This is a genomic window from Desulfonatronospira thiodismutans ASO3-1 (assembly GCF_000174435.1).
Taxonomy (GTDB): domain Bacteria; phylum Desulfobacterota; class Desulfovibrionia; order Desulfovibrionales; family Desulfonatronovibrionaceae; genus Desulfonatronospira; species Desulfonatronospira thiodismutans.
This window is the reverse complement of record NZ_ACJN02000002.1, coordinates 1,052,214-1,074,862: the sequence shown is the minus strand read 5'-3', so window position 1 is coordinate 1,074,862 and position 22,649 is coordinate 1,052,214. Positions and strand designations below refer to the sequence as shown.

The following is a 22,649-nucleotide window of genomic DNA, read 5'->3' as shown; positions in this document are numbered from 1 at the left end:
GCATGTCCGAGCTTTTAAAAACCGCCCTGGTCACCGGAGGCTCCCGCGGCATAGGCAGGGAATGCGCCCTGCGCCTGGCCCGGGATGGATACAATGTATACATCACCTACGTAAGCAAACCCCAGCAGGCCCGGGAAACCTGCACCGAGATTGAAAACCTGGGCGTACAGGCCGCTTCTTTTGAGCTTGACGTCGGAGACCAGGAAGCCATTGTTGATTTTTTCAAAAATGAAATAAAAGACAGAGTCGACCTTCAGGTACTGGTCAACAACGCCGGCCTGACCCAGGACGGCCTTCTGGTGCGCATGAAGCCCGAGCAATGGGAAAAAGTCATCCGGGTAAATCTCACGGGATCATTCATCTGCCTGCAGCAGGCAGCCAAAATCATGATGCGAAACCGCCGGGGGCGCATCATAAATCTGTCCTCTGTAACCGCACAGACCGGCAACCCCGGCCAGGCCAACTACACATCCGCCAAAGCAGGACTCATAGGTCTGACCAAAACAGCCGCCCAGGAACTGGCCCCCAGAAACATCACCGTGAACGCCGTGGCTCCAGGTTTCATCGACACGGATATGACCGACAAGCTGCCCGGAGATGTCCGGGACAGATTTTTGCAGATGATACCCCTGCAGCGTTTCGGCACCCCCGGGGACGTAGCTGAATGTGTGGCCTTTCTGGCCTCCGGGGAAGCAGGATACATAACCGGACAGGTCCTTGGAATTAACGGAGGACTGTATATGTAATCCGGGCCTGGCATGACCCTTTTATCACAACTTGAAACTTTGGCCGGCATGTAATATGGAGACATCTGGCTTTCAGCATACAATGCCTTCAAGGCAACTGTTGCAAATGGGAAGCATTCAGGGGGTCCTAGATGGTGATTACTGGCACTCACGCCTTTGGCGTGACTGGAGACTGTCCCGGACTTATTTTCTAACGCTTACATCTGTCAATTGTTCATCAAAAAATAAGTGCGGGGCTGTCCCCGGGCCGTTTCCGGCACCCCCTGAATGCTTACTGCAAATGTATCGTCAACTCAACCAATTAAGGAGAAAGCAATGTCAGTAGAACAAAAAGTAAAGGACATCGTTGTGGACCAGCTTGGAATTTCCGCCGAAGAAGTAAAGCCCGAGGCCAAATTTGTAGAGGACCTGGGTGCTGACTCCCTGGACCTGACAGAACTTATCATGGCCATGGAAGAAGAATTCGACATTGAAATCGACGATGAAAAGGCCCAGGAACTGCTTACCGTGCAGTCGGCCATAGAATTTATAAAGGCCAACCAGTAGCCTGTCAGGGCATCTGCATCCCCCCGCCGGCATGCTGATCAACCTTCTTTTTAACAAATGCCAGGACGCGGAATAATCCGCTGACTCTTTCCCGGTGCAAAGAAAAAGGAAAGAGCAAACCCAAAGCAATCGCAGGATAACAAGCAATGCCAAGAGTAGTTGTTACCGGCCTGTCAGCCCTTACTCCTATAGGCAACGACCTCGACAGCAGCTGGGAAAACCTTCTGGCCGGCAAAAGCGGCGTGGATCACCTGGCCCGTTTCGACTGTACAGGATATGCATCCAGGATTGCAGCCGAAGTCAGGGATTTTGATCCCACAGCCTACATGAGCGCCAAGGAAGCCAAACGGATGGACCGCTTCTGTCACCTGGGCGTGGCTGGAGCGCAGATGCTTATGCAGGATTCCGGCCTGACCCCGGACAATATGGACATGGAGCAGTGCGGAGTGCTGCTGGGATGCGGGCTGGGCGGCCTGGAAACCATCGAGGAGTTTCATTCCAAGCTGATCAAGTCCGGCCCCAAAAGGGTCTCCCCCTTTTATATTCCCCTTTTGATAGCCAACATGGTTGCCGGACAGATATCAATATCCACAGGGGCAAAGGGGCCCAATCTGGTGACCACCTCGGCATGCGCCTCGGGCATGCACGCCATCGGCTACGCCTATTCAGACATAAGGCTGGGCCGGGCCCAGGCCATGATCACCGGAGGAGTGGAATCCACCATAACCCCCATGGCCCTGTCCGGATTCAGCGCCATGAAGGCCCTGTCCACCAGAAACGACGACCCGCAGAAGGCCAGCCGCCCCTTTGACAAAGACCGGGACGGGTTCGTCATCGGCGAAGGCAGCGGACAGATGATCCTGGAGTCCCTGGACAGCGCCCTGGCAAGAGGGGCCAGAATTTACGCCGAAGTCGTCGGTTTCGGGGCTACAGCAGATGCATTTCATATAACCGCCCCGGATGATTCCGGAGAGGGCATGGCCAGCTGTATGAAACAGGCCCTGCGCGAAGCCGGAGTATCGCCCGAACAGGTGGATCACATAAATGCCCACGGGACTTCCACTTACTTAAATGACATAACCGAAACCAGGGCCATCAAGGAGGTCTTCGGCAAACATGCCTACGACATGCTGCTTACAGCCAACAAGTCCATGATCGGGCACACCCTGGGGGCGGCAGGGGGCATTGAAGGAGTATTCTGCGCCAAAAGTCTCTATCATGGACAGGTTCCGGGAACCATCAACCTGGACACCGCCGACCCCGACTGCGATCTGGACTATTGCTCCCGGGGCAGCGTAACCAGGAGCATCAATTTTGCCCTGTGCAACTCATTCGGCTTTGGCGGGACCAACGGCTGTATCCTGTTTAAAAGGTTTGAAGAATAAGGGTTATCCACCCTGCTTTATAAGGAGATAAATATAACATGAATATGGATGAAATCAGAAGAGTAGATCCGGAAATAGCCAGAAGCATCGACCTGGAGGAAAAACGCCAGTTGAACAAACTTGAGCTCATTGCCTCCGAGAACTTCACCTCCCTGGCGGTCAGGCAGGCCATGGGCACGGTCCTGACCCACAAATACGCCGAAGGTTATCCCGGAAAAAGATACTACGGCGGGTGCGAATACGTGGACATGGCCGAAGACCTGGCCCGGGACAGGGCGAGAGAGCTCTTTGAAGCCGAGTACGTCAATGTCCAGCCCCACTCCGGCTCCCAGGCCAATATGGGGGTTTTCTTCGGGATGCTCAAGCCCGGGGACACCATCATGGGCATGGACCTTTCCCACGGCGGGCACCTGACCCACGGCTGCCCGGCCAACTTTTCCGGCAAGCTTTACCAGACCGTTTTTTACGGCGTGGAAAAAGAAACCGGTTATATAAACTACGAACAGGTGGAAGAGCTTGCCCTCAAACACAGGCCCAGTATGATTATCGCCGGGGCCAGCGCTTACCCCCGGGAAATCGACTTCAAACGCTTCCGGGAAATCGCGGACAAGGTGGATGCCAAGCTCACAGTGGATATGGCCCATATCGCCGGAATAATTGCAGCAGGGCTTCATCAGTCGCCGGTGCCCCATGCTCATTTCACGACCACCACCACGCACAAGACCCTGCGCGGTCCCAGGGGAGGCATGATCCTCAGCCGTGACGAATACGCAAGGACCCTCAATTCCCAGATATTTCCAGGGATTCAGGGCGGCCCGCTCATGCACGTCATCGCGGCCAAGGCCATAGCCTTCAAAGAGGCACTTGCCCCGGAATTCAAGACCTACCAGCAGCTGGTCATCGACAATGCCCGCACCATGGGCAGGCTGCTTACGGACGCCGGATTCACCCTGGTCTCCAGAGGCACGGACAATCATATCCTCCTGGTGGACCTGACCAACAAGGATATTACCGGGAAGGATGCAGAGATCGCCCTGGATACAGCGGGCATGACCGTAAACAAAAACACTGTGCCCTTTGAAACCAGGTCGCCCTTTGTGACTTCCGGCATCAGGATAGGCAGTTCAGCCCTTACCACCCGGGGAATGCGTCCCGAACATATGGATCAGGTGGTCAACTGGATGATCGCTGCCCTGGAAAACGCCAGCAACCAGGAACGTCTAAACCAGATCAGCAAAGAGGTGGAAAAATTCGCCGGTGATTTTCCTCTTTTCGCATGGTAGAATTTATAGAGGCGGCAGGGGACTGGCTGTGCCGCAATAGCCGCACCGGGGCTCGGGCCCAGGTCTGGCTTAGTAGCCAGTCCCGCAGACGCCGGGAGGTGTAAGTGATGCAGCAAAGGCTTTCCTGGGACCAGTACTACATGCGCATCACCCATCTTGTGTCCCGGCGCTCCACATGCCTGAGACGGGTGGTGGGGGCCATGGCCGTCAAGGACAAGCGCATACTGGCCACCGGCTACAACGGAGCCCCGGCCGGACTGGAACATTGCCAGGATGTAGGATGTCTGCGCGACGAAATGGGCATTCCCTCCGGCGAAAGACACGAATTGTGCAGGGGTCTGCACGCGGAACAAAACGTTATTATCCAGGCTGCAATACACGGGGTGAGCATAACCGGCTCCTTTATCTACTGCACCACCCAGCCCTGTCTCATATGCTCCAAGATGCTCATCAACTGCGGAGTTAAAAAAATTTATTTCAGTCAGGGCTACCCTGACCCACTGGCCCAGGAAATGCTGACCATGGCCCAGGTGGAGTTCGAACTTTTGGAAATAGTCGGGGACTGACCGTAGCCGGGGATAAATCCATGAATCAGAGCGAATTTATGCTTAAAGCCCTTGGTCTGGCACGGCAGGCCAAAGGCTTTACCGCTCCCAATCCCTGCGTGGGGGCCCTGGTGACCTGCGGGGACAGGATCATGGGCAAAGGATGGCACAGGGCTCCCGGTGAAAACCATGCCGAGGTTGAGGCCATAGAAAACGCCAGGGAAAACGGGGCTGATCTTTCCTCCTGCAGGATGTACGTAACTCTGGAGCCATGCAACCACCACGGCCGGACCCCTCCCTGCACTGCCGCCGTTATCCAGGCAGGCATCCCGGAAATAATCATAGGAGCCAGGGACCCCAATTCCCAGGTCCAGGGCGGCGGGGCCGAGTTTCTAAGAAATCACGGATTGCGGGTGACTGTGGGCGTGGAGGAACAAAAATGCCTGGACCTCATAGCCGATTTTTCCCTTTGGCAGAATTCCGGCCGGCCATATGTCTACCTCAAGACCGCCTCCACTCTTGATGGACGGATAGCCACACGTACCGGGCATTCCAGGTGGGTGACATCGGCAAATGCCAGGCAGATGGTCCACCAGCTAAGATCCATTGTGGGCGCGGTCCTGGTGGGCGGCAACACGTTTTACCAGGACAATCCGGCCCTTACCTGCCGCATACAGGAAGTTAAAAACCAGCCCTGGGCAGTGGTTCTCACCTCCAGGCTCCCGGATCCTGACCAGGATTTTTACCTGTTGCAGAAAAGAGCCTCCCGGACCATTTTCTGGACCGACAAGAACTCTGCTGCTTCCCCCAGGGCCGCCGGCCTTGAGGCCCGGGGCTGCAGGGTTATGGGGCTGGACGCAGAAGGCCCCGGTCTGGACCTTAAGCTGGGCCTTGAAATGCTCAGGCGGGAGACGGGAATATATTACCTTTTGTGCGAAGGGGGCGGACAACTGGCCAGCAGTCTTTTGCAGCAGGGCCTGGCTGATGAAGTCTGGGCCTTTGTAGCCCTGAAGATCCTTGGAGACTCACTGGCGGTGCCGGTCACCAGCGGCAGGGAAGTGGAGCTTATGGACCAGACCCTGGACTTTCGCCCGGGAGAAATCCTGAACCTCGGCCCGGAAATCCTCTTAAGGCTTTTCCCCCTGCAGCGGGAATAATCCATTGACCATTTTTACATAATGGGTGATAATTTCAGGTTATGTTTACCGGCCTCATACAAGGCACAGGAAGAGTCGCCGCCACAGAGAAAAAGGGCCTGGAAACCAGGTTCACGATAAGACCGGGCTTTGTCCTGAGCGATCCCAGACCCGGGGAAAGCATTGCTGTCAACGGGGTCTGCCTCACTGCGGAAAATTTCAGCCGGGACGCTTTTCATGTATATGCCTCTGCCCAGACCATTTCGGTTACCAGTCTAAAAGACCTGGGCACGGGCAGCCATGTCAACCTGGAAAGGGCCCTGGCCCTGGGAGACAGACTCGGAGGACACATAGTGTCCGGGCATGTGGACTGCCTGGCCCGGGTGGAGGATATCCGGGCGGACGGCGAGTCCAGGCGGATCACCCTTGTTTTCCCTGAAGAATTAAGCCCCCAGGTTATAGATAAGGGTTCCGTGGCCCTGGATGGAGTAAGCCTGACCATAACCGGGTGCGGTCCAGGCTGGCTGCAGGTGAACATTATCCCGGCCACCTGGAAGGAAACCACCCTGGCCGGGTGGAAAAAAGGTACCCAGGTCAACATGGAGACCGACCTCATCGGCAAATACGTCCAGAACATGCTCGGCCCCTGGCTTGAGGGGCGCTCCCGTGACCAGGGCGGCAGGCTGGACATGGATTTCTTGAGACAGCACGGTTTTTAAGTCTTGATCCACCTTTATGGGAAAATTAATAAACACGAGGCAAAAAATGTCAGTCAGCAGCATTGAAGAAGCAATCGAAGACATCCGGCGGGGCAAAATGGTCATCCTGGTGGATGACGAGGACCGGGAAAACGAGGGCGACCTGACCATAGCCGCCGAGCACATAACTCCCGAGGTCATAAATTTCATGGCCAAGTACGGGCGCGGGCTCATATGTCTGGCCCTGGCCCCGGAATGGGTGGACAAACTCGGCCTGCCCATGATGGCCCCCAAAAACACCTCCAGGTTTGAAACCGCCTTCACCGTCTCCATAGAAGCAGCCCAGGGGGTAACCACCGGTATATCCGCCTATGACCGCTCCACCACCATCCTCACCGCCATCAAGGACAACGTGGTCCCGGAAGACATCGCCACTCCCGGCCACATCTTCCCCCTGCGGGCCAAAAAAGGCGGGGTGCTGGTCCGGGCCGGGCAGACCGAGGGCAGCATGGACCTTGCCCGTCTGGCAGGGCTCAAGCCCGCCGCTGTTATCTGCGAAATAATGCGTGACGACGGCGAAATGGCCCGCATGCCCGACCTGATTGAATTCGCCGGAAAACACGGTATCAAGATCTGCACCATTGAGGACCTTATCCGCTACCGCTCCAGGTTCGACTCCATGGTCAAGCGGGTGGCTGAAGCTGATCTGCCCACTGACTGCGGCAATTTCCGGGCTATAGCCTATGAAAACGAGGTGGATGATCATACCCACGTGGCCCTGGTCAAGGGCAAGCTCAAAAAACACGAGCCTGTACTGGTGCGGGTGCACAGCCAGTGCCTCACGGGTGACGTTTTCGGCTCCCTTCGCTGCGACTGCGGCAACCAGCTCAAGGCGGCCATGCGCATGGTGGATCAGGCCGGAAAAGGCGTAATTCTCTATATGAGCCAGGAAGGCCGGGGCATCGGCCTGGCCAACAAGATAAAGGCCTATGCTCTTCAGGATCAGGGCCGGGACACTGTGGAGGCCAACGAGGAACTGGGATTCGGCCCCGACCTGCGCAACTACGGCATAGGGGCCCAGATTCTGGTGGACCTGGGCATTACCAAAATGCGCCTTATGACCAACAATCCCAAGAAAATAATCGGCCTGGAAGGTTTCGCTCTGGAGGTTGTGGACAGGGTATCCATAGAAGTCCCTGCCTGCGAGCAGAACCAGTGCTACCTGCTGACCAAGAAGGAAAAAATGGGGCATATCCTCAGTATTTCCAGCAAGCAGTAAACAAGGACCATTGGAGAGAAAAAATGCTGCACATAAAAACCATAGAAGGCAGGCTGGATGCCAGGGGGCTTAAAATCGCCCTGGTGGCCTGCAGGTTCAACGACTTCATCGTGGACAAGCTCATAGGCGGGGCCGTGGACTACTTAGTGCGTCACGGAATGGAAAAAGAAAACCTGACCCTGTACCGGGTGCCCGGGGCTTTTGAGATGCCTGTCCTGGTCAAGCGCCTGGCCGGCAAAAAAGACATAGACGGGATAGTCTGCCTGGGTGCGGTCATCCGCGGGGCAACCCCGCATTTCGACTATGTCGCCTCCGAGGCCACCAAGGGTATCGCCCAGAGTTCCATTGAGAGCGGCATGCCTGTGGGTTTCGGCCTGCTGACCACCGACAGCTTGGAACAGGCCATTGAAAGGGCCGGGAGCAAGGCCGGCAACAAGGGAGTTGAGGCAGCAGCAGCCGTTCTGGAACTTATCCGGGTCATGGAGCAGGTGGATTAACATCTTATCACAGCAAATGACCAGACATAAACCCAGAACAAAAACGACCCATTCAAGGCACGCCCAGAGGGAGTTCGCCTTTCAGGTCCTTTACTCCCTGCACTTTGACCAGACGGGCACCCATATACTTGACACCTTCCATCATTTCAAAAATGACCAGGACACCGCTGTGCAGCAGGATATGTCATATGCTCTGCAGTTGATCAACGGTGTCCGGGAAAACCTGGAAGAGCTTGATGCCGCAATCGGCAGGCATTCCCAGAACTGGAAGGTCAAGCGCATCGCCATGGTTGAGCTGACCATAATGCGCCTGGCTGTTTACGAAATGATTTACAGGGAGGACATCCCGGTTAAAGTGGGCATCAACGAAGCCATTGAACTGGCCAAGACCTTTGGGGACAACAATTCGCGCAACTTTGTCAATGGCATCCTGGACGCCGTTGCCAGGGATATGAGACATGGTGAACCTGGGACTGACGCGGGAGCCTGATTCCTGCCCCATCCTTTTCGCCAGGCTTGGCTTTGCTCTGCCGGCCGGCGAAGACACCCGGGGACCTCTTTTAAGGTCCTGGCCCGTCCAGCAGGACCGGATCTGGGAACTGTTTTTCCCCTTACAGCAGGATCAGGACCATGCCGCATGGGCCCGGGATCTTGCCGCATGCCTCAAGGGCCTGGGACAGAGCAGGTGGTGCGTGGACACACATGGCCTGGTGCAGATTTTCAACCTCCCCCTGGAGAAGTCCCTGTCCAGGTGGGGAGAACTTTTCTGGCCGCATTTCCGGATGGACTCGGTGTTCGTCTTCGCCACCGGCAATGACGACCACATGGTGCGGGAGGTCCTGGAATCGTGGCACCGCAGGGAAACAAACATCTGCCTGCGCAGACATTATGATTTTACACTCCAGGAAATAAACGACCCGGCACTGGACACACCACAGAAAATAAAGTGGAGCCTGTTCCGCAGGGGTCTGTGGAACAGGCTCGGACTTAAAAGTAGTTATTAAAGGATGACATCAAATGCAGGAACGCAGGTACAGTCCCGAGGAGATAGAAAAAAAGTGGCAGCAGATATGGGAGGAGCACAAAACCTTTGAAGTCACTCACAGGGAGACTGACAGGCCCAGGTACTACGTCCTGGAAATGTTTCCCTATCCCTCCGGACGTATTCACATGGGCCACGTGCGCAACTATTCCATCGGCGACGTGGTGGCCAGGATGAAGATGATGCAGGGATACAACGTCCTGCACCCCATGGGCTGGGATGCTTTCGGCATGCCAGCGGAAAACGCGGCCATCAAGAACAACACCCATCCAGCCCACTGGACCTACCAGAACATCGACTACATGCGCAGCGAGCTCAAAAGGCTCGGATACTCCTACGACTGGAGCAGGGAGCTGGCCACCTGCCATCCTGGATATTACCAGTGGGAGCAGCTTTTTTTCCTCAAGTTCTATGAAAAGGGCCTGGTTTACCGCAAAAAGGCCCCGGTCAACTGGTGTCCCACCTGCGTTACCGTTCTGGCCAACGAGCAGGTGGAGGCCGGACAGTGCTGGCGCTGCGACTCCATGGTGGAAAAACGCGAACTCTCACAGTGGTTTCTGCGCATAACAGATTATGCAGAAGAGCTGCTAAAAGACCTGGACCAGCTTTCAGGCGGCTGGCCGGAACGGGTCATCAGCATGCAGAAGAACTGGATCGGGAAAAGCACCGGCATGGAGATAGACTTTCCGGTTCAGGGGCTGGATGAAAAGATCACGGTCTTTACCACCAGGCATGACACCCTGTTCGGGGCCACCTTCATGAGCCTGGCCCCGGAGCATGAAATGGTGCCCCGGCTTATCCGGGACAACCCCGACCAGGAAAAAATCCAGGAATTTATCTCCAGGACCACCTCCCAGGAACACGAAGAGCGCACCGCAGACGATACGGAAAAGGAAGGCATATTCACCGGAAGCTACTGCATCAACCCGGCCACCGGGAAAAAAATGCCCATTTACTTAGCCAACTTCGTCCTGGCCGAATACGGTACCGGTGCAGTCATGGCCGTGCCTGCACATGACCAGAGGGACCTGGAGTTTGCGCGCAAGTACAGTCTCCCGGTGCGGGTGGTGGTCAGACCCCGGGAGATGGACGAACCTCTGCCTGAAGAGCTGGACGAGGCCTTTGCCGATCCTGGGCTGGCTGTCAATTCCGGGCGGTTCAACAACAAGCCTACTTCGCAGGTGCAGGAGGAGATAGCCGACTACCTGGAAGGACTTCAGGCCGGACGCAGGGCCGTCAACTATCGCCTGCGGGACTGGAACATCTCCAGGCAGCGCTTCTGGGGTGCTCCCATTCCGGTAATCTACTGTGAAAAATGCGGCATCGTTCCCGTACCTGCCGGCGAGCTGCCCGTTGTTTTGCCCCAGGAGGCTGAGCTGCCCAGGGACGGACGCTCCCCCCTTCCGGAAATGGAAAGCTTTATCCGGGTGGACTGCCCTGAATGCGGCCAAGAGGCCAGGCGGGAAACAGACACCATGGACACCTTTGTTGAATCCTCCTGGTATTTCGCCAGGTTCACCTCGCCTCGAAAGGCAGACGGTGCCTTTGATTCAGAAGCCATAAAATACTGGCTTCCTGTGGACCAGTACATAGGCGGGATTGAACACGCCATTTTGCATCTTCTTTATGCCCGTTTTTTTGTCAAGGCCCTGCGCGACCTTGGATACTGGGACCTGAATGAGCCCTTTGCCAATCTTCTCACCCAGGGCATGGTCCTCAAAGACGGGGCCAAGATGTCCAAATCCAAGGGCAACGTGGTGGACCCGGATGAAATGATAAGGCGCTTCGGAGCCGATACCGTCCGCCTCTACTGCCTGTTCGCCTCTCCCCCGGAAAAGGACCTGGAATGGAGCGATTCCGCCATTGAAGGCTCCTACAGGTTTTTAAACCGTCTCTGGAGGACTGTACACGAGCTGTCGGGAGTTATCTCCCCGGTTGGACCATGCCTGGCCATGGAAGGCCAGGGCCTGACCCCGGAAGAAAAAGAACTGCGGGCTGCCGAACACGAGGCCATGCGCCGGGCCACTCGGGACATGCTGGACAGGTTTCAGTTCAATACCGCCATTGCCGCCTGCATGGAACTTTTAAACACCATCGGCCAGCACCGTGAGTCCCTCAGACAAAGCCCCAGCGGGCCGCAGGTGCTATCATCGGCCCTGTCCACGGTTCTGACCGTGCTTGCACCCATTACCCCGCATATCTGCGAGGAACTCTGGTCGCACATGGGCTATCAGCACAGCCTGGCCTGGAGCAGGTGGCCGGAGTATGACCCCCGGGCCGTGGTTCGCCAGGAGATCACCGTGGTCATCCAGGTCAACGGCAAGCTTCGTTCCAGCATTAATGTTCCAGCGGAAATGGATCAGGAAGAACTTAAAAACCTCTGCCTCGAAGATGAAAAAGTCAAAAAGCATATCCAGGGCAAAGACGTGGTCAAAGTCATTTCTGTGCCCAAGAAGCTGGTGAACATAGTGGTGCGTTAAACATGCGTCTTGCAGCATTACTTTTTATCTGTCTGACCCTTTGCGCCGGATGCGGCTACAACTTCGCCGGCATGACCCCGGTGGACATGCCGGAAGGGGTAAGCCGCCTGCACCTGGACCAGGTGAATAATCCCACCCAGGAGGCATGGCTTGAGCCTTACGTTCGCTCCAACTTCCGCGACGAGTTCTCCAGGCGGGCGGATATATCCTGGGTGGACCGGGAGCAGTCCCAGGCCTATATTGAGATAGACATTAAAAACTACAGGGTTTCCGATGATCTCACCGGCGCTGGAGACCTAACGGTTCGCTCCGACGTCAGGCTGGATCTGGAGGTGAACATGTACCATTCCCGGGACAACGAACTGCTGTGGTCCTCGGGCAGCGTCCGCGGCAGCAGTTCTTATTACCTGGCCCAGGATCAGGCCCCTGTACCCGGAGAAAGCACTCCAGGGGAAAGACAGGCTGCACAGGAAGCAGTTGAAGAAGCCCTGCGCCTGGCCACGGACCGGCTGGGCAGTGAATTTTGAGGCTGTTCACACCATGTCCAGACCCGGTTTTTACTTTTTTTTCTGCCCGGATGCGGGCCTTGTCAAAAGACAGATTCACAAAACCCTTGAACCATACGACCCGGACTCCTGGGAAATAAACACCCTCTGGAGCGATGACCCGGAGCTTGATCAGAAGCTGTGGAAGGCCCTGAACATGGCCAATATGATGGGACCTTCCAGAGTGGTTGTTGTCCGCAACTGCCAGGTCTTCAAAGATGCCCAGTGGAAAGCCCTGGCTCCGGCTCTCAAGGGATTCAAATCCGGAATCTGGCCTTTTTTCTGCCTGGAGGGCCAGTGGGATAAACAAAAACCCAAAATTCCAGCTGTCCTGGAAAATAAGAAGTTTTTCAAAATCGCCCGGGAAAGGGGCTGGATCTGGCAGTTTCCTGGAATTACCAGGCAGAACCTGCCCAGGTACCTGGAAAAAAGAGCCCGGGAAACCGGTCTTGTATTTGCTCCCGGTGTGCAGGAGAAACTGGTGAACATCCTGCCTCTTAACAGCCTGGGTGTGGACCAGGAACTGGAAAAGCTTCTTCTTCTGGCCAATGACCAGGGAAAAGTCGAGGCAGAGCACCTGGACATAGTCGAGCCCAGGGCCGACCTGGACATATTCGCCCAGATGCAGAGCATCCAGCAGGGGAAAAACATTACCCTGGTATGGCAAAAGTTTTTCAGGGATCAGCAGACAGGCCAGGAGGCCCTGTTCCCTTTTCTGGGGCTTCTTCTGCACGAGGCCCGTGTCCTGTGGCATCTGGCCGCCGGTGAAGAGGACAGGGTGTTTTTGTATCCCAGGACCAAAAACGAAAAAAAAAGGCTGGCCAGGCAGCTTGGCCCCCGAAATATCGCCCGGCTCTGGGACATGATCCTTGAAGCCGAAGCCGGAGTAAAATCAGGAACCATCCTTCAGGACCAGGCCCTGGAAAAGCTCACCGCCGATCTCTACCAGCTATTCAGGCAGAAGTGATCAGCCCCCTGGGCATGGAGAAGCGAGCGATTATGGATTCCCAGAAGCCGCACTATACAGGTCATCGCCAGAGACTGAAAAAGCGTCTCGACAACGATCCCTCCAGCCTGCAGGACTATGAAATCCTGGAGCTGGTCCTGGGGTACGCCCTGCCCAGGAAAGACACCAAACCCCTGGCCAAGGCCCTTCTCAACCGGTACCCCACCTTCAAGGACCTGCTGGCTGCAAGGCCCGGCGACCTGCAGGCTATTGACGGCATCGGTCCGGGTATTATTACATTTTTTAGACTCTGGGGAGAATTCTGGGCCAGGACGGACAGGTCCGGACTTAGTACCAGAAGCACCCTGGACTCCCCGGAAAAGGTGGCCCGCCTGGCCCGGTCCAGGCTTCAATTCAAGTCCATAGAAGAATTCTGGGCCATCATGGTGGACAATAAAAACCGGCTGATTGACTTTGAAAAAATGAGCCGGGGCACAGTGGATCAGGCTCCGGTCTTCCCCAGGGAAATCCTCACGGTTGCCCTGGAAAAAAGGGCCAGCGGGGTTATTCTGCTGCACAACCATCCCGGTGGCGACCCGCACCCCTCTTTTCAGGACCGGGAACTGACCAGAAAAATCAGGGAGGTATCAACAGCCCTGGGAGTAAGGCTTCTGGACCATGTGATTATTTCCGAGGACAGTTTTTTCAGTTTTCAGGAACACGGTTTTCTTTAATAACTCTCAATAGCCCGGGCCGGTCAGCAGACTGCTGCAGGCCCCTCAATTTGTCCAACGCCAAAAACCAACAGGAGAAAATCTATGAATTCCATGCATTGTATACTCAGCGGCAAGGTTCAAGGCGTTTTTTTCAGATCCTGGACCCAAGAACAGGCTCAAAGCCTGGGAGTAAAAGGCTGGGTAAGAAACCTGCACGATGGCCGGGTGGAAGTCCTGGCCCAGGGGGATGAGAATGCCCTGGCCGAATTCAAGAAAAGACTTATCCAGGGCTCTTCCATGAGCGAAGTAAAAGACATCAAGTGCGAGGACATGGAATACGACAAGACCTATTCCAAATTCGAGATCAGGTAAGCCTGCATCATCCTCGAGAAAAAAAGCTTCTTTGCATTGAAGCACGTCCAGTGCGATATTTGCGCTGACGAGCTTGACTAATGCCCGATACAGCTTACAATTGAAAATCAGGCCCGGCTGAGCGCCTGCAGGGCCTGATCACAGTTTTTTGCGTCCAGAAACCGGACACCCGGTATACATTTTTTCAGGAGAAAACTTGCCATGAGCGATGATAAGATATTTTTCGCCGAACCCGGGGAGATAGTTAATCCCGCGGAAGACAACCCAAAGTCTGAGAGCTCGGGCCAGGAGTCAGAGCTGGAGATACCCTCCAGCCTGCCGCTTCTGCCGGTGCGCGATATTGTGGTTTTCAACTACATGATCCTTCCCCTTTTCGTGGGGCGGGACAAAAGCATCCAGGCCATTGACCACGCCCTGAACAACAACCGCTACCTGCTTATCAGCACCCAGAAAGATGAACAGGTGGAAAATCCTGGTCCGGACGACCTGTACCAGACCGGTACCGTGGTCATGATCATGCGCATGCTGAAAATGCCCGACGGCCGCCTCAAGGTCCTGGTCCAGGGCATCAACAAGGCCAGGATCCGCAGATTCGTCCAGACGGATCCCATGGATATCGTGGAAATAGACGTGATCAAGGACAAGGAATTTACCGATCCCACTTCCGAGTCCGAAGCCCTTCTGCGGGCCGCCCGGGAGCAGAGTGAAAAGCTCCTGGGTCTTCGCGGTGTGGATGCTTCAGAGATCATGGCCGTTTTAAACAGTGTGGACGATCCGGGCCGCCTGGCCGACCTTGTGGCCTCCAACCTGAGGATGAAGCCCGCCGATGCCCAGCAGATCCTGGAGTGCGACGATCCTCTGCAGCGCCTGAAGATGGTCAACGAGCAGCTGGTGCGCGAGGTGGAGGTGGCCTCAATGCAGGCCAAGATCCAGAACATGGCCAAGGAGGGCATGGACAAGGCCCAGCGCGAATATTTCCTCCGGGAGCAGCTAAAAGCCATCCGCAAGGAACTGGGCGATGTCACCGAGAGCGGTGATGACCTGGAGCAGCTGCGCGAGTCCCTCAAAAAGGCCAGGCTCCCGGCCAAGGTGATGAAAGAGGCAGAAAAACAGCTCCAGAGGCTGGAAAACATGCACCCCGATTCAGCCGAGTCCACTGTGGCCAGGACATACCTGGAATGGCTGGTGGAAATCCCCTGGAAGAAGAAGACCAAGGACCGCCTGGATATAAAAGAGGCCCAGAAAATATTAAACGATGACCACTACGACCTGGAAAAGGTCAAGGAAAGGATCCTGGAATACTTGAGCGTGCGCAAGCTGAACCCCAGGATGAAGGGTCCCATCCTCTGCTTTGTGGGCCCCCCCGGCGTGGGCAAGACATCCCTGGGCCAGTCCATCGCCAGGTCCCTGAACAGAAAGTTCGTGCGCATGTCTCTGGGTGGAATGCGCGATGAGGCTGAGATTCGCGGCCACCGCAGGACCTACATAGGGTCCATGCCCGGACGTATCATCCAGAGCATGAAGGAAGCCGGCTCTGTCAACCCGGTCTTTATGCTGGACGAAATAGACAAGGTGGGCGCGGACTTCAGAGGCGACCCCTCCTCGGCCCTGCTGGAGGTTCTGGATCCGGAGCAGAACCACTCCTTCACCGACCATTACCTCAATGTCCCCTACGACCTGTCCAAGGTCATGTTCATCTGCACCTCCAATATCCTGGACACCATACCCTCGGCCCTTTTGGACCGCATGGAGGTTATCCGCATCCCCGGCTATACCGAACAGGAAAAGGTGCATATCGCCCGTAAATACCTCCTGCCCAGGCAGATAAAGGAAAGCGGGCTCAAGGAAAAGGACATCTCCCTTAGCGACGGCGTCTTAAAAGAGATTATCCGCAACTATACCCGGGAGGCGGGCCTCAGGAACCTGGAGCGCGAAATAGGCGCAGTATGCCGCAAAATCGCCAGACAGGTGGCTGAAGGCAAAAAAGGCCCCTTTCGCATCACCAGGAAAAAGGTGGACAAGCTCCTGGGCGTACCCAAGTATATGCCCGAGGACCGGGAAAAGGAACTGCCTGCAGGCGTGGCCATAGGCCTGGCCTGGACCGCTTACGGCGGGGAGATCCTGCATGTGGAGGTAAGCCTCATGCCGGGCAAGGGCAAGCTCATACTCACCGGCCAGATGGGCGAGGTCATGAAGGAAAGCGCCCAGGCGGCTCTAAGCTACGCCCGCAGTCGGGCCAAAACACTTGGTCTGGACGAAGACCTCCTGGACAAACGCGATATACACATTCACGTACCGGCCGGGGCCACCCCCAAGGACGGTCCTTCAGCCGGGCTGACCATGGTTTCCGCGCTTGTTTCGGCCCTGCTGGACAGGCCTTTGCCCGGGGATATAGGTATGACCGGGGAGATCACCCTTCGCGGCAGAGTGCTGCCTGTGGGGGGCATCAAGGAAAAAATCCTGGCTGCAGTGGCTTCCGGGGTCAAGACAGTGATTATTCCGGACTCCAACAAACGCGATTTCAATGAAATTCCTCCGGAGCTCAGGAAAACTATCCAGGTCAAAACAGTGGAAAATATGGACCAGATCTGGCCCATCCTGGATATAGCCAGGGATTAGGAAGAAAGGATACGTGTTGTCGCTTGAACAATTCACCACCTGATACAATTGGGCAAACCTCACTTCGGCTAATAGCCAGGGGCCGGGGGTTCGGCAAACTGGGCGTAAACTGTCTGAGCGACGTAGGCAGCGTTAATCAAAACCGTAAAACACCGAACTTGATTCAAAGCATAATAAAGAAAATATTCTGGATAAAAAAAACTTGTAGAGGTTTTGATTTACGCTGCCTTGGAGCGAGTTTTTACGTCCTGTTTGCCGAACCCCCGGACTACTGGCGCACCTTTCAGTGAATAACTTCTATTGTTCTTGCCACCAGAACGTATTAACTTTGTAAGTCACTCTGGCGGGTTCAATCAAAATCCGCCAGCAGGGCACCTATGTGCAGCCGTCCCAGCAGGTTTTCGCGCTGATAGCGGTTGCGTATCTTCCATTGCGCCTGCTGCAGCTGTTCATTGGTAATGCCGTTTCTGGTGGCGGTATAGGCCTCGATAAACGCCGCTAAATTATCGCACACCTTGAGCAGATGCCCGTCCCTGGGATCAAATTCGTCCCGGTTGTAGTTCTGGTGCAGTTCATCAGCATCCAGACTGAGCACCCTGCCTTTATCCACCACAGTGTTGTCGAACTCGGAATAATCCTGGTCCCCGAGGTAGTAACGCAGCCTGGCGGTGAGCTCGCTGTAGCCCGGTTCATCCAGGAGGCTGAAGACCCTCTGCTCCAGTTCCCTTTGTTCGTATTCCCGGATAAGGTCCTTGATCCTCTGCACCGACTGCTTGACAGGGGAAATAATGTCCCGGGTCAAAAGTTCCGGCAGGTCATGGATGAGACCTGCATAAAAATTATTCTGCCTGCGGCTGGAACAGGCACCTACGGACAAGCTGAAAAAATAGGCCAGGCAGGCTACGATGAACATATGCCCCAGAACCGATGTCTCCGGAATGCGCGGGGTCTGGGACCACCTCTTCTGGAATCTGAGCCTTCCGCAAAGATTCACCAGCCCTCCCAGGCCGTTTCGCGAACCCCCTGCGATTTCGCGCATGCCTGTTAAATCAAAGTGCTCTTTTAACAGCTCTTCAAAATTGGCCTCAATATCCTTTAGCTCATCATCACCGGGATTTACCCCCTTGATAAGGCCAAACTCCCAGCTGCTGGCAAAGATATGCGCGGCGCTGAGGATCTTGCCCGCCAGACCGGTGTCGTCAGGTTTTTGCAGGTATGCACAAAGTCCCTGCCAGAAATGGGCCCCCAAAGGCTGTACGCGGGGCTGCAACTGCTCCAGGACCCATTCTGTAAGCTGCTGATAGTGCTCAGGATTGGATTTTATACGGTAGAAAATGGGGGGCTTTATGTCGGTGATCACCAGCCGGTAAAGATATTCATAAATCCCTCCCTGGATAACCTCTTCGCCCAGGCGAAGCCTGTCATCAGCAGGCATGTCCCTGGAATTTAGAAGATAAAGAATGTAGGCCACAAACATCTTGTGCGCCTGCTTGTCCACCTCCACCAGTTCCACAGGACGCAGCTTGTCGTTCCAGCGTTTCATGAAGGACCCGGAAAAAATGAGCTGCAAAAGCCCCTTGCGCACGCTGGGATATTGTTCATGCATATTCGTACCTCTTAATGGGTCTGTTTAAAAAGCCTGCGTATTCTGTCCACCAGTACTTTTTTTACAGGATATACAGAATCCAGCTGGGCAGCAAGCATCCCGGCCAGCATCAGGGCACACCCGGCCCATCCCCTGGGGCTTAAGGCCTCTCCCAGGATGATCATCCCGGCGAAAACTGCAAAAACCGTCTCTAAGCTCAAAATCACTGCTGCATGCGTTGGCGGAGACCTTTTCTGGGCCACCACCTGCAGGGTAAAGGCCACGCCAACCGAAAGCACTCCTCCGTAAAGAATGGGCACTGCAGCACTTCTTACCATGTTCCAGGTAAGCTCTTCCAGGGCCAGGCCCACCAGAAGACTCAGCCCCGCACAGACCCAGAACTGCAGGGCCGCCAGACGCAGGACATCCATCCTGGGAGCCATCCAGCCTATGGCCAGGACATGCAGGGCGTACATGAAAGCACAGGCCAGCACCAGGCTGTCTCCCAGGCTGATGGTCAGACCATCGGTAATGGTCAGCAGATAAAGCCCGGTCACAGCCAGGACCGCCCCCACCCCGGCTCCGGCACCCGGCCTGAACCCCCACAGACAGCCTATCAGGGGGACTATGACCACGTAAAGCCCGGTGATGAATCCGGCCTTTCCAGCGGTGGTATAGATTATGCCCACCTGCTGCAGAATGCTGGCCACGAACAAAATAGTTCCGGACAAAAGACCGGCAAGGAGAATGGAAGGGCTCTTTTGCCCGGCGGCGGACGGCGGCCTGAGACTTCCGAAATAAAGAATCAGCGGGGTGAGGACCAGTGCCCCCAAGGCAAAGCGGATGCCCGTGTACATGAAAGGGCCCATGTGGTCCATGCCCACCTTCTGGGCCACAAAGGCCGAGCCCCAGATAAGGGCTGTCAAAAGGAGCAGCAGATCGCCCCGGAGATGATTTTTCCAGGACATGGACTAATGCTGACCCACTTGCAGGTAGGCGTTTATGCGGTTTTCAATTCTCTTGAATATCCACAGGATGCCATAGACCAGGACCAGGTATATTGCCGCAGCAGCCAGAAAGAGTTCGTAAAAGGCAAAGCTGCGTGCGGATATCTCCCTGGCCACTCCGGTGATATCCATGACCGTGATGATGGATACCAGGGAGGAGGCCTGAAGCAGAAAAATGACCTCGTTGGTGTAGGCCGGCCAGGCGATGCGCAGGGCCTTGGGAATGACAATGCGGCGGTAAAGAAGAAGCCCGGACATGCCGCAGGCCCGGGCAGCCTCCACCTCACCGCGGGGGACTCCCTGGATTCCGCCTCGGAAAATCTCCGCTGAATAGGCTGCAGTGTTCAGGGTAAGGGCCAGCACAGAGCAGAACCAGGGACTTTTGAAAAAATGCCACAGTCCCACCGAGTCCAGAAAGACCTGGAACTGCCCGCTTCCGTAATAGATGAGAAAAATCTGCACCAGCAGTGGAGTTCCCCTGAAGTAAAAAGTGAAGGCATAAACCGGCATCCACAGGCAGCGCAGCCTGGAGACCCGCATCACCGCCAGGGGGACGGCCAGGACGAATCCCAGCAGAACACTTAAGAAAGTGATTTCCAGGGTGATTACTGCACCGCCAAGGAGCCTGGGCAGACTTTCAATGATGATTTCCATGTCCGCCTCAGTCGGTAATTATGCCGCGGCTGGCGCGTTTTTCAGCCCATTGCTGGACCAGGTTGGAGCCTATGGTGATAAAGAGATAGATCAGGGAAGCCGCAAAAAAGAAGGTGAATGGCTCCCGCGTGGCCCTGGCTGCAATGTCTGCGTTGCGCATGAGTTCCGGCAGCTGGATAACGGAAATTAGGGCCGTGGCCTTTATCAGCACCATCCACACATTGCCCAGGCCCGGCAGGGCAAAGCGCATCATCTGGGGAAGGACAACCCGTCTGAAGGTCAGGGCCGGGCTCATACCGCAGGCCCGGGCCGCCTCCACCTGCCCCCTGGGCACGGCCAGGTAGGCCCCGCGAAAAACCTCGGTGGAAAAAGCCCCGTAAATAAACCCTATAGTGGCCACCCCGGCCACAAAGGGATCAAAGGAGATGTAAACCGGCTGGCCGAACTTGGCGGATACATCCTGAATCAGGGTGGGCACCCCGTAATAGACCAGCAGGATAAGGATAAGTTCCGGGATACCGCGGATAACCGTGGTGTAGGTGTCGGCTGCAAAGCGCACCAGAGAGGACCTTGAAAACTTGCACAGCACCCCGATAAGCCCAAGACCCATGGCCAGGACCATGGAACAGAGTCCCACGTAAAGGGTCAGCTTTGCCCCCTGGAGCAAAAGCCAGCCGTAACCATGCAGGTCAAAAAAGGACATACAAGCTATGATCCCTGGAAAAAACAGGCCGGCCCCAGGACAACTATCTCCTGGTACCGGCCCGGTCTGCTCATGTTGAGGAGTTATTCGTCACCGTAAACATCGAAGTCAAAGTAGCTGTCGTTTATTTCCTGGTAGGTTCCATCTTCCCGGATATCCTGAATGGCCTGGTTGAAGGTCTCGCGCAGATCATCATCTCCCTGGCGCAGCGCTATACCAATGCCTTCTCCGAACCATTCCTCATCTGTGTAGCTGGGTCCGACAAACTCGTAATTCTGACCTTCCTCGGAATCCAGAAAACCGGTCTGGAGTACCACAGCATCGGCAAAGAGCAGATCCACCCGCCCGGATACGATGTCCATGTTGGCTTCTTCCTGGGTGGCATAGGAACGGATGTCCAGGACATCATCAAAATTGTCATTGATGAAGTTGGCGCTGACTGTGGCTCTTTGAACGCCCACTGACAACCCTTCCAGATCATCCTTGCTGATCTCTATATCCCGGTCCTTGTGCTTAACGAACCTGGCCGGGGTCTGGTAGTATTTTTCGGTGAAGTCCACCCTTCTTTTGCGCTCCTCGGTAATGCTCATGGAGGCTATGATGGCATCGTAGTCCCTGGCCAGAAGGGCCGGGATAATGCCGTCCCAGCTCTGGGTCACGAACTCGCATTCCAGGTTGGCTGCTTCACACAGGGCCTTGGCGATATCAATGTCAAAACCCTTGAGGTTGCCCTGCGAATCCATGTAGTTGAAGGGGGGATAAGCACCCTCGGTACCGATGCGCACCTTGTCCCGGGCCAGGGACGTACCTGCCAGCAGCATGCATCCAAGCAAAACCAGAGCCGTGATGTAAAAAAACCTTCTCATGTCTCCTCCTGTTTTGTGTTTGATATTGATCATGATAAGCACTTAAAAAAATCTGGACAGAAATTGCTTGCACCGCTCAGAACGGGGACAGGTAAAAACCTCTCCCGGCGGTCCCTGTTCTTCAATGACCCCGGCATCCAGAAATATAACCTGGGAAGATACGTCCCGGGCAAAGCTCATTTCATGTGTGGCCAGAATCATGGTCCGGCCCTCCCGGGCCAGTTCCTGCAGCACCGAAAGCACCTCGCCCACCAGTTCCGGATCCAGGGCGGAAGTGGGCTCATCAAACAGCAGGGCCCTGGGCTCCATGGCCAGGGCCCTGGCTATGGCCGCTCTTTGCTGCTGCCCTCCAGAAAGCTGGGCCGGATAATAATGCGAGCGGTCGGCTATGCCCACTTTTTCCAGATAAGCCATCCCCCTCTCCCTGGCCTCCTTTCTGGGAACTCTCAGAACATGCACCGGGGCTTCCATGACATTGTCCAGAACGCTCATGTGGGTCCAGAGATTGAAATGCTGAAAGACCATTCCCAGCCTGGTCCGGATGCGGTCCACCTGTCTGCGGTCTGCCGGCACTGGTACTCCGTGCCGGTTGACCTGCATACGGATCTGTTCTCCGCCCACGAATATATCGCCGGATGTGGGTATTTCCAGCAGGTTGATACAGCGCAGAAGGGTACTCTTGCCGGATCCGCTGGAGCCGATCATGGAGATTACGTCCCCTTCACGGGCTGTTAAGGAAACACCCTTGAGTACGTGCAGGGAACCAAAGCTTTTGTGCAGGTTTCTCACGCCCAGGGCTGCCCGGGCTATTTCTGAAGAAGGCTCGTTTTCCACGTTGATCTGGTCCGAAAATGATTGGACAGGTTTTACAGACGCTCAGGAAAATTGTCTTTACGGCAGAAGATCCGGGTTCAACCCGGACATGTTTTTTTATGTAACCCCCTGCATGCGTGTCAAGATAAACTTGCAGAACCAGAAAAAAACCGGGATGGGAAATCT

General features: G+C 55.5%; 23 protein-coding genes. 17 read left to right on the top strand and 6 right to left on the bottom strand.

The window, feature by feature from the left end; translation table 11 throughout:
* Positions 1-2 precede the first annotated feature (2 nt).
* The 17 genes from fabG to lon all read left to right on the top strand — a co-directional run bounded on the left by fabG (position 3) and on the right by lon (position 16,835).
* Positions 3-746, top strand: a complete 744-nt coding sequence (gene fabG, locus DTHIO_RS11170; protein ID WP_008870407.1) for a 3-oxoacyl-[acyl-carrier-protein] reductase — start codon at positions 3-5, stop codon at positions 744-746.
* A 315-nt stretch (positions 747-1,061) separates the two neighbouring features.
* On the top strand, positions 1,062-1,292 hold the full coding sequence (acpP, locus tag DTHIO_RS11165; RefSeq protein WP_008870406.1) for an acyl carrier protein: 231 nt from the start codon (positions 1,062-1,064) through the stop codon (positions 1,290-1,292).
* 146 nt (positions 1,293-1,438) lie between these two features.
* Positions 1,439-2,677: a beta-ketoacyl-ACP synthase II gene (fabF, locus tag DTHIO_RS11160; RefSeq protein WP_008870405.1), complete on the top strand. Its 1,239-nt coding sequence runs from the start codon at positions 1,439-1,441 to the stop codon at positions 2,675-2,677.
* A 44-nt stretch (positions 2,678-2,721) separates the two neighbouring features.
* Positions 2,722-3,960 (top strand): serine hydroxymethyltransferase, encoded by a 1,239-nt coding sequence (gene glyA / locus DTHIO_RS11155; protein WP_040418540.1) that lies wholly within the window; start codon positions 2,722-2,724, stop codon positions 3,958-3,960.
* A 107-nt stretch (positions 3,961-4,067) separates the two neighbouring features.
* On the top strand, positions 4,068-4,526 hold the full coding sequence (locus DTHIO_RS11150) for a deoxycytidylate deaminase (RefSeq protein WP_008870403.1): 459 nt from the start codon (positions 4,068-4,070) through the stop codon (positions 4,524-4,526).
* Between the two features lie 20 nt (positions 4,527-4,546).
* Positions 4,547-5,662: a bifunctional diaminohydroxyphosphoribosylaminopyrimidine deaminase/5-amino-6-(5-phosphoribosylamino)uracil reductase RibD gene (gene ribD, locus DTHIO_RS11145; RefSeq protein WP_008870402.1), complete on the top strand. Its 1,116-nt coding sequence runs from the start codon at positions 4,547-4,549 to the stop codon at positions 5,660-5,662.
* 41 nt (positions 5,663-5,703) lie between these two features.
* Entirely contained in the window at positions 5,704-6,360 is a 657-nt protein-coding gene (locus DTHIO_RS11140; RefSeq protein WP_008870401.1) for a riboflavin synthase, read from the top strand.
* A gap of 46 nt (positions 6,361-6,406) precedes the next feature.
* Positions 6,407-7,618: a bifunctional 3,4-dihydroxy-2-butanone-4-phosphate synthase/GTP cyclohydrolase II gene (locus DTHIO_RS11135; RefSeq protein WP_008870400.1), complete on the top strand. Its 1,212-nt coding sequence runs from the start codon at positions 6,407-6,409 to the stop codon at positions 7,616-7,618.
* A gap of 23 nt (positions 7,619-7,641) precedes the next feature.
* Complete coding sequence (gene ribH, locus DTHIO_RS11130) at positions 7,642-8,115, top strand: 6,7-dimethyl-8-ribityllumazine synthase (RefSeq protein WP_008870399.1); 474 nt, start codon at positions 7,642-7,644, stop codon at positions 8,113-8,115.
* A 16-nt stretch (positions 8,116-8,131) separates the two neighbouring features.
* On the top strand, positions 8,132-8,605 hold the full coding sequence (gene nusB / locus DTHIO_RS11125) for a transcription antitermination factor NusB (RefSeq protein ID WP_008870398.1): 474 nt from the start codon (positions 8,132-8,134) through the stop codon (positions 8,603-8,605).
* Entirely contained in the window at positions 8,574-9,119 is a 546-nt protein-coding gene (locus tag DTHIO_RS11120; protein WP_008870397.1) for a hypothetical protein, read from the top strand. The genes nusB and DTHIO_RS11120 overlap by 32 nt, the downstream gene beginning before the upstream one ends.
* A gap of 13 nt (positions 9,120-9,132) precedes the next feature.
* Positions 9,133-11,637 (top strand): leucine--tRNA ligase, encoded by a 2,505-nt coding sequence (gene leuS / locus DTHIO_RS11115; protein WP_008870396.1) that lies wholly within the window; start codon positions 9,133-9,135, stop codon positions 11,635-11,637.
* A 2-nt stretch (positions 11,638-11,639) separates the two neighbouring features.
* On the top strand, positions 11,640-12,164 hold the full coding sequence (gene lptE, locus DTHIO_RS19820) for an LPS assembly lipoprotein LptE (RefSeq protein WP_008870395.1): 525 nt from the start codon (positions 11,640-11,642) through the stop codon (positions 12,162-12,164).
* 13 nt (positions 12,165-12,177) lie between these two features.
* Entirely contained in the window at positions 12,178-13,149 is a 972-nt protein-coding gene (gene holA, locus DTHIO_RS11105; RefSeq protein ID WP_008870394.1) for a DNA polymerase III subunit delta, read from the top strand.
* A 14-nt stretch (positions 13,150-13,163) separates the two neighbouring features.
* On the top strand, positions 13,164-13,862 hold the full coding sequence (gene radC, locus DTHIO_RS11100) for a RadC family protein (protein WP_244156355.1): 699 nt from the start codon (positions 13,164-13,166) through the stop codon (positions 13,860-13,862).
* A gap of 84 nt (positions 13,863-13,946) precedes the next feature.
* Complete coding sequence (locus DTHIO_RS11095; protein WP_008870392.1) at positions 13,947-14,216, top strand: acylphosphatase; 270 nt, start codon at positions 13,947-13,949, stop codon at positions 14,214-14,216.
* 201 nt (positions 14,217-14,417) lie between these two features.
* Positions 14,418-16,835, top strand: coding sequence for an endopeptidase La (lon, locus tag DTHIO_RS11090; protein ID WP_008870391.1), 2,418 nt, complete (start codon positions 14,418-14,420; stop codon positions 16,833-16,835).
* Between the two features lie 349 nt (positions 16,836-17,184).
* Here lon and DTHIO_RS11085 read toward each other — a convergent pair whose 3' ends face one another.
* From DTHIO_RS11085 to DTHIO_RS11060, 6 genes are all read right to left on the bottom strand, one after another.
* The gene (locus DTHIO_RS11085; protein ID WP_008870390.1) at positions 17,185-18,441 is read right to left on the bottom strand and encodes an HD domain-containing protein; all 1,257 of its coding nucleotides are present in this window, start codon (positions 18,439-18,441) and stop codon (positions 17,185-17,187) included.
* 11 nt (positions 18,442-18,452) lie between these two features.
* Positions 18,453-19,388, bottom strand: coding sequence for a DMT family transporter (locus tag DTHIO_RS11080; protein WP_008870389.1), 936 nt, complete (start codon positions 19,386-19,388; stop codon positions 18,453-18,455).
* A 3-nt stretch (positions 19,389-19,391) separates the two neighbouring features.
* A complete protein-coding gene (locus DTHIO_RS11075) occupies positions 19,392-20,081 on the bottom strand; it encodes an ABC transporter permease (protein WP_008870388.1) in 690 nt (229 codons plus the stop codon).
* A 7-nt stretch (positions 20,082-20,088) separates the two neighbouring features.
* Positions 20,089-20,784 (bottom strand): ABC transporter permease, encoded by a 696-nt coding sequence (locus DTHIO_RS11070; RefSeq protein WP_008870387.1) that lies wholly within the window; start codon positions 20,782-20,784, stop codon positions 20,089-20,091.
* Positions 20,785-20,867: 83 nt separating this feature from the next.
* A complete protein-coding gene (locus DTHIO_RS11065) occupies positions 20,868-21,650 on the bottom strand; it encodes an ABC transporter substrate-binding protein (RefSeq protein ID WP_008870386.1) in 783 nt (260 codons plus the stop codon).
* A gap of 42 nt (positions 21,651-21,692) precedes the next feature.
* A complete protein-coding gene (locus DTHIO_RS11060) occupies positions 21,693-22,484 on the bottom strand; it encodes an ABC transporter ATP-binding protein (RefSeq protein ID WP_008870385.1) in 792 nt (263 codons plus the stop codon).
* Positions 22,485-22,649 lie beyond the last annotated feature (165 nt).

What these genes read in the sequence shown, in the direction of transcription:
- fabG (WP_008870407.1), top strand. Translation starts at nt 3, where the DNA reads ATGTCCGAGCTTTTAAAAACCGCCCTGGTCACCGGAGGCTCCCGCGGC.
- acpP (WP_008870406.1), top strand. Translation starts at nt 1,062, where the DNA reads ATGTCAGTAGAACAAAAAGTAAAGGACATCGTTGTGGACCAGCTTGGA.
- fabF (WP_008870405.1), top strand. Translation starts at nt 1,439, where the DNA reads ATGCCAAGAGTAGTTGTTACCGGCCTGTCAGCCCTTACTCCTATAGGC.
- glyA (WP_040418540.1), top strand. Translation starts at nt 2,722, where the DNA reads ATGGATGAAATCAGAAGAGTAGATCCGGAAATAGCCAGAAGCATCGAC.
- DTHIO_RS11150 (WP_008870403.1), top strand. Translation starts at nt 4,068, where the DNA reads ATGCAGCAAAGGCTTTCCTGGGACCAGTACTACATGCGCATCACCCAT.
- ribD (WP_008870402.1), top strand. Translation starts at nt 4,547, where the DNA reads ATGAATCAGAGCGAATTTATGCTTAAAGCCCTTGGTCTGGCACGGCAG.
- DTHIO_RS11140 (WP_008870401.1), top strand. Translation starts at nt 5,704, where the DNA reads ATGTTTACCGGCCTCATACAAGGCACAGGAAGAGTCGCCGCCACAGAG.
- DTHIO_RS11135 (WP_008870400.1), top strand. Translation starts at nt 6,407, where the DNA reads ATGTCAGTCAGCAGCATTGAAGAAGCAATCGAAGACATCCGGCGGGGC.
- ribH (WP_008870399.1), top strand. Translation starts at nt 7,642, where the DNA reads ATGCTGCACATAAAAACCATAGAAGGCAGGCTGGATGCCAGGGGGCTT.
- nusB (WP_008870398.1), top strand. Translation starts at nt 8,132, where the DNA reads ATGACCAGACATAAACCCAGAACAAAAACGACCCATTCAAGGCACGCC.
- DTHIO_RS11120 (WP_008870397.1), top strand. Translation starts at nt 8,574, where the DNA reads ATGGTGAACCTGGGACTGACGCGGGAGCCTGATTCCTGCCCCATCCTT.
- leuS (WP_008870396.1), top strand. Translation starts at nt 9,133, where the DNA reads ATGCAGGAACGCAGGTACAGTCCCGAGGAGATAGAAAAAAAGTGGCAG.
- lptE (WP_008870395.1), top strand. Translation starts at nt 11,640, where the DNA reads ATGCGTCTTGCAGCATTACTTTTTATCTGTCTGACCCTTTGCGCCGGA.
- holA (WP_008870394.1), top strand. Translation starts at nt 12,178, where the DNA reads ATGTCCAGACCCGGTTTTTACTTTTTTTTCTGCCCGGATGCGGGCCTT.
- radC (WP_244156355.1), top strand. Translation starts at nt 13,164, where the DNA reads ATGGAGAAGCGAGCGATTATGGATTCCCAGAAGCCGCACTATACAGGT.
- DTHIO_RS11095 (WP_008870392.1), top strand. Translation starts at nt 13,947, where the DNA reads ATGAATTCCATGCATTGTATACTCAGCGGCAAGGTTCAAGGCGTTTTT.
- lon (WP_008870391.1), top strand. Translation starts at nt 14,418, where the DNA reads ATGAGCGATGATAAGATATTTTTCGCCGAACCCGGGGAGATAGTTAAT.
- DTHIO_RS11085 (WP_008870390.1), bottom strand. Translation starts at nt 18,441, where the DNA reads ATGCATGAACAATATCCCAGCGTGCGCAAGGGGCTTTTGCAGCTCATT.
- DTHIO_RS11080 (WP_008870389.1), bottom strand. Translation starts at nt 19,388, where the DNA reads ATGTCCTGGAAAAATCATCTCCGGGGCGATCTGCTGCTCCTTTTGACA.
- DTHIO_RS11075 (WP_008870388.1), bottom strand. Translation starts at nt 20,081, where the DNA reads ATGGAAATCATCATTGAAAGTCTGCCCAGGCTCCTTGGCGGTGCAGTA.
- DTHIO_RS11070 (WP_008870387.1), bottom strand. Translation starts at nt 20,784, where the DNA reads ATGTCCTTTTTTGACCTGCATGGTTACGGCTGGCTTTTGCTCCAGGGG.
- DTHIO_RS11065 (WP_008870386.1), bottom strand. Translation starts at nt 21,650, where the DNA reads ATGAGAAGGTTTTTTTACATCACGGCTCTGGTTTTGCTTGGATGCATG.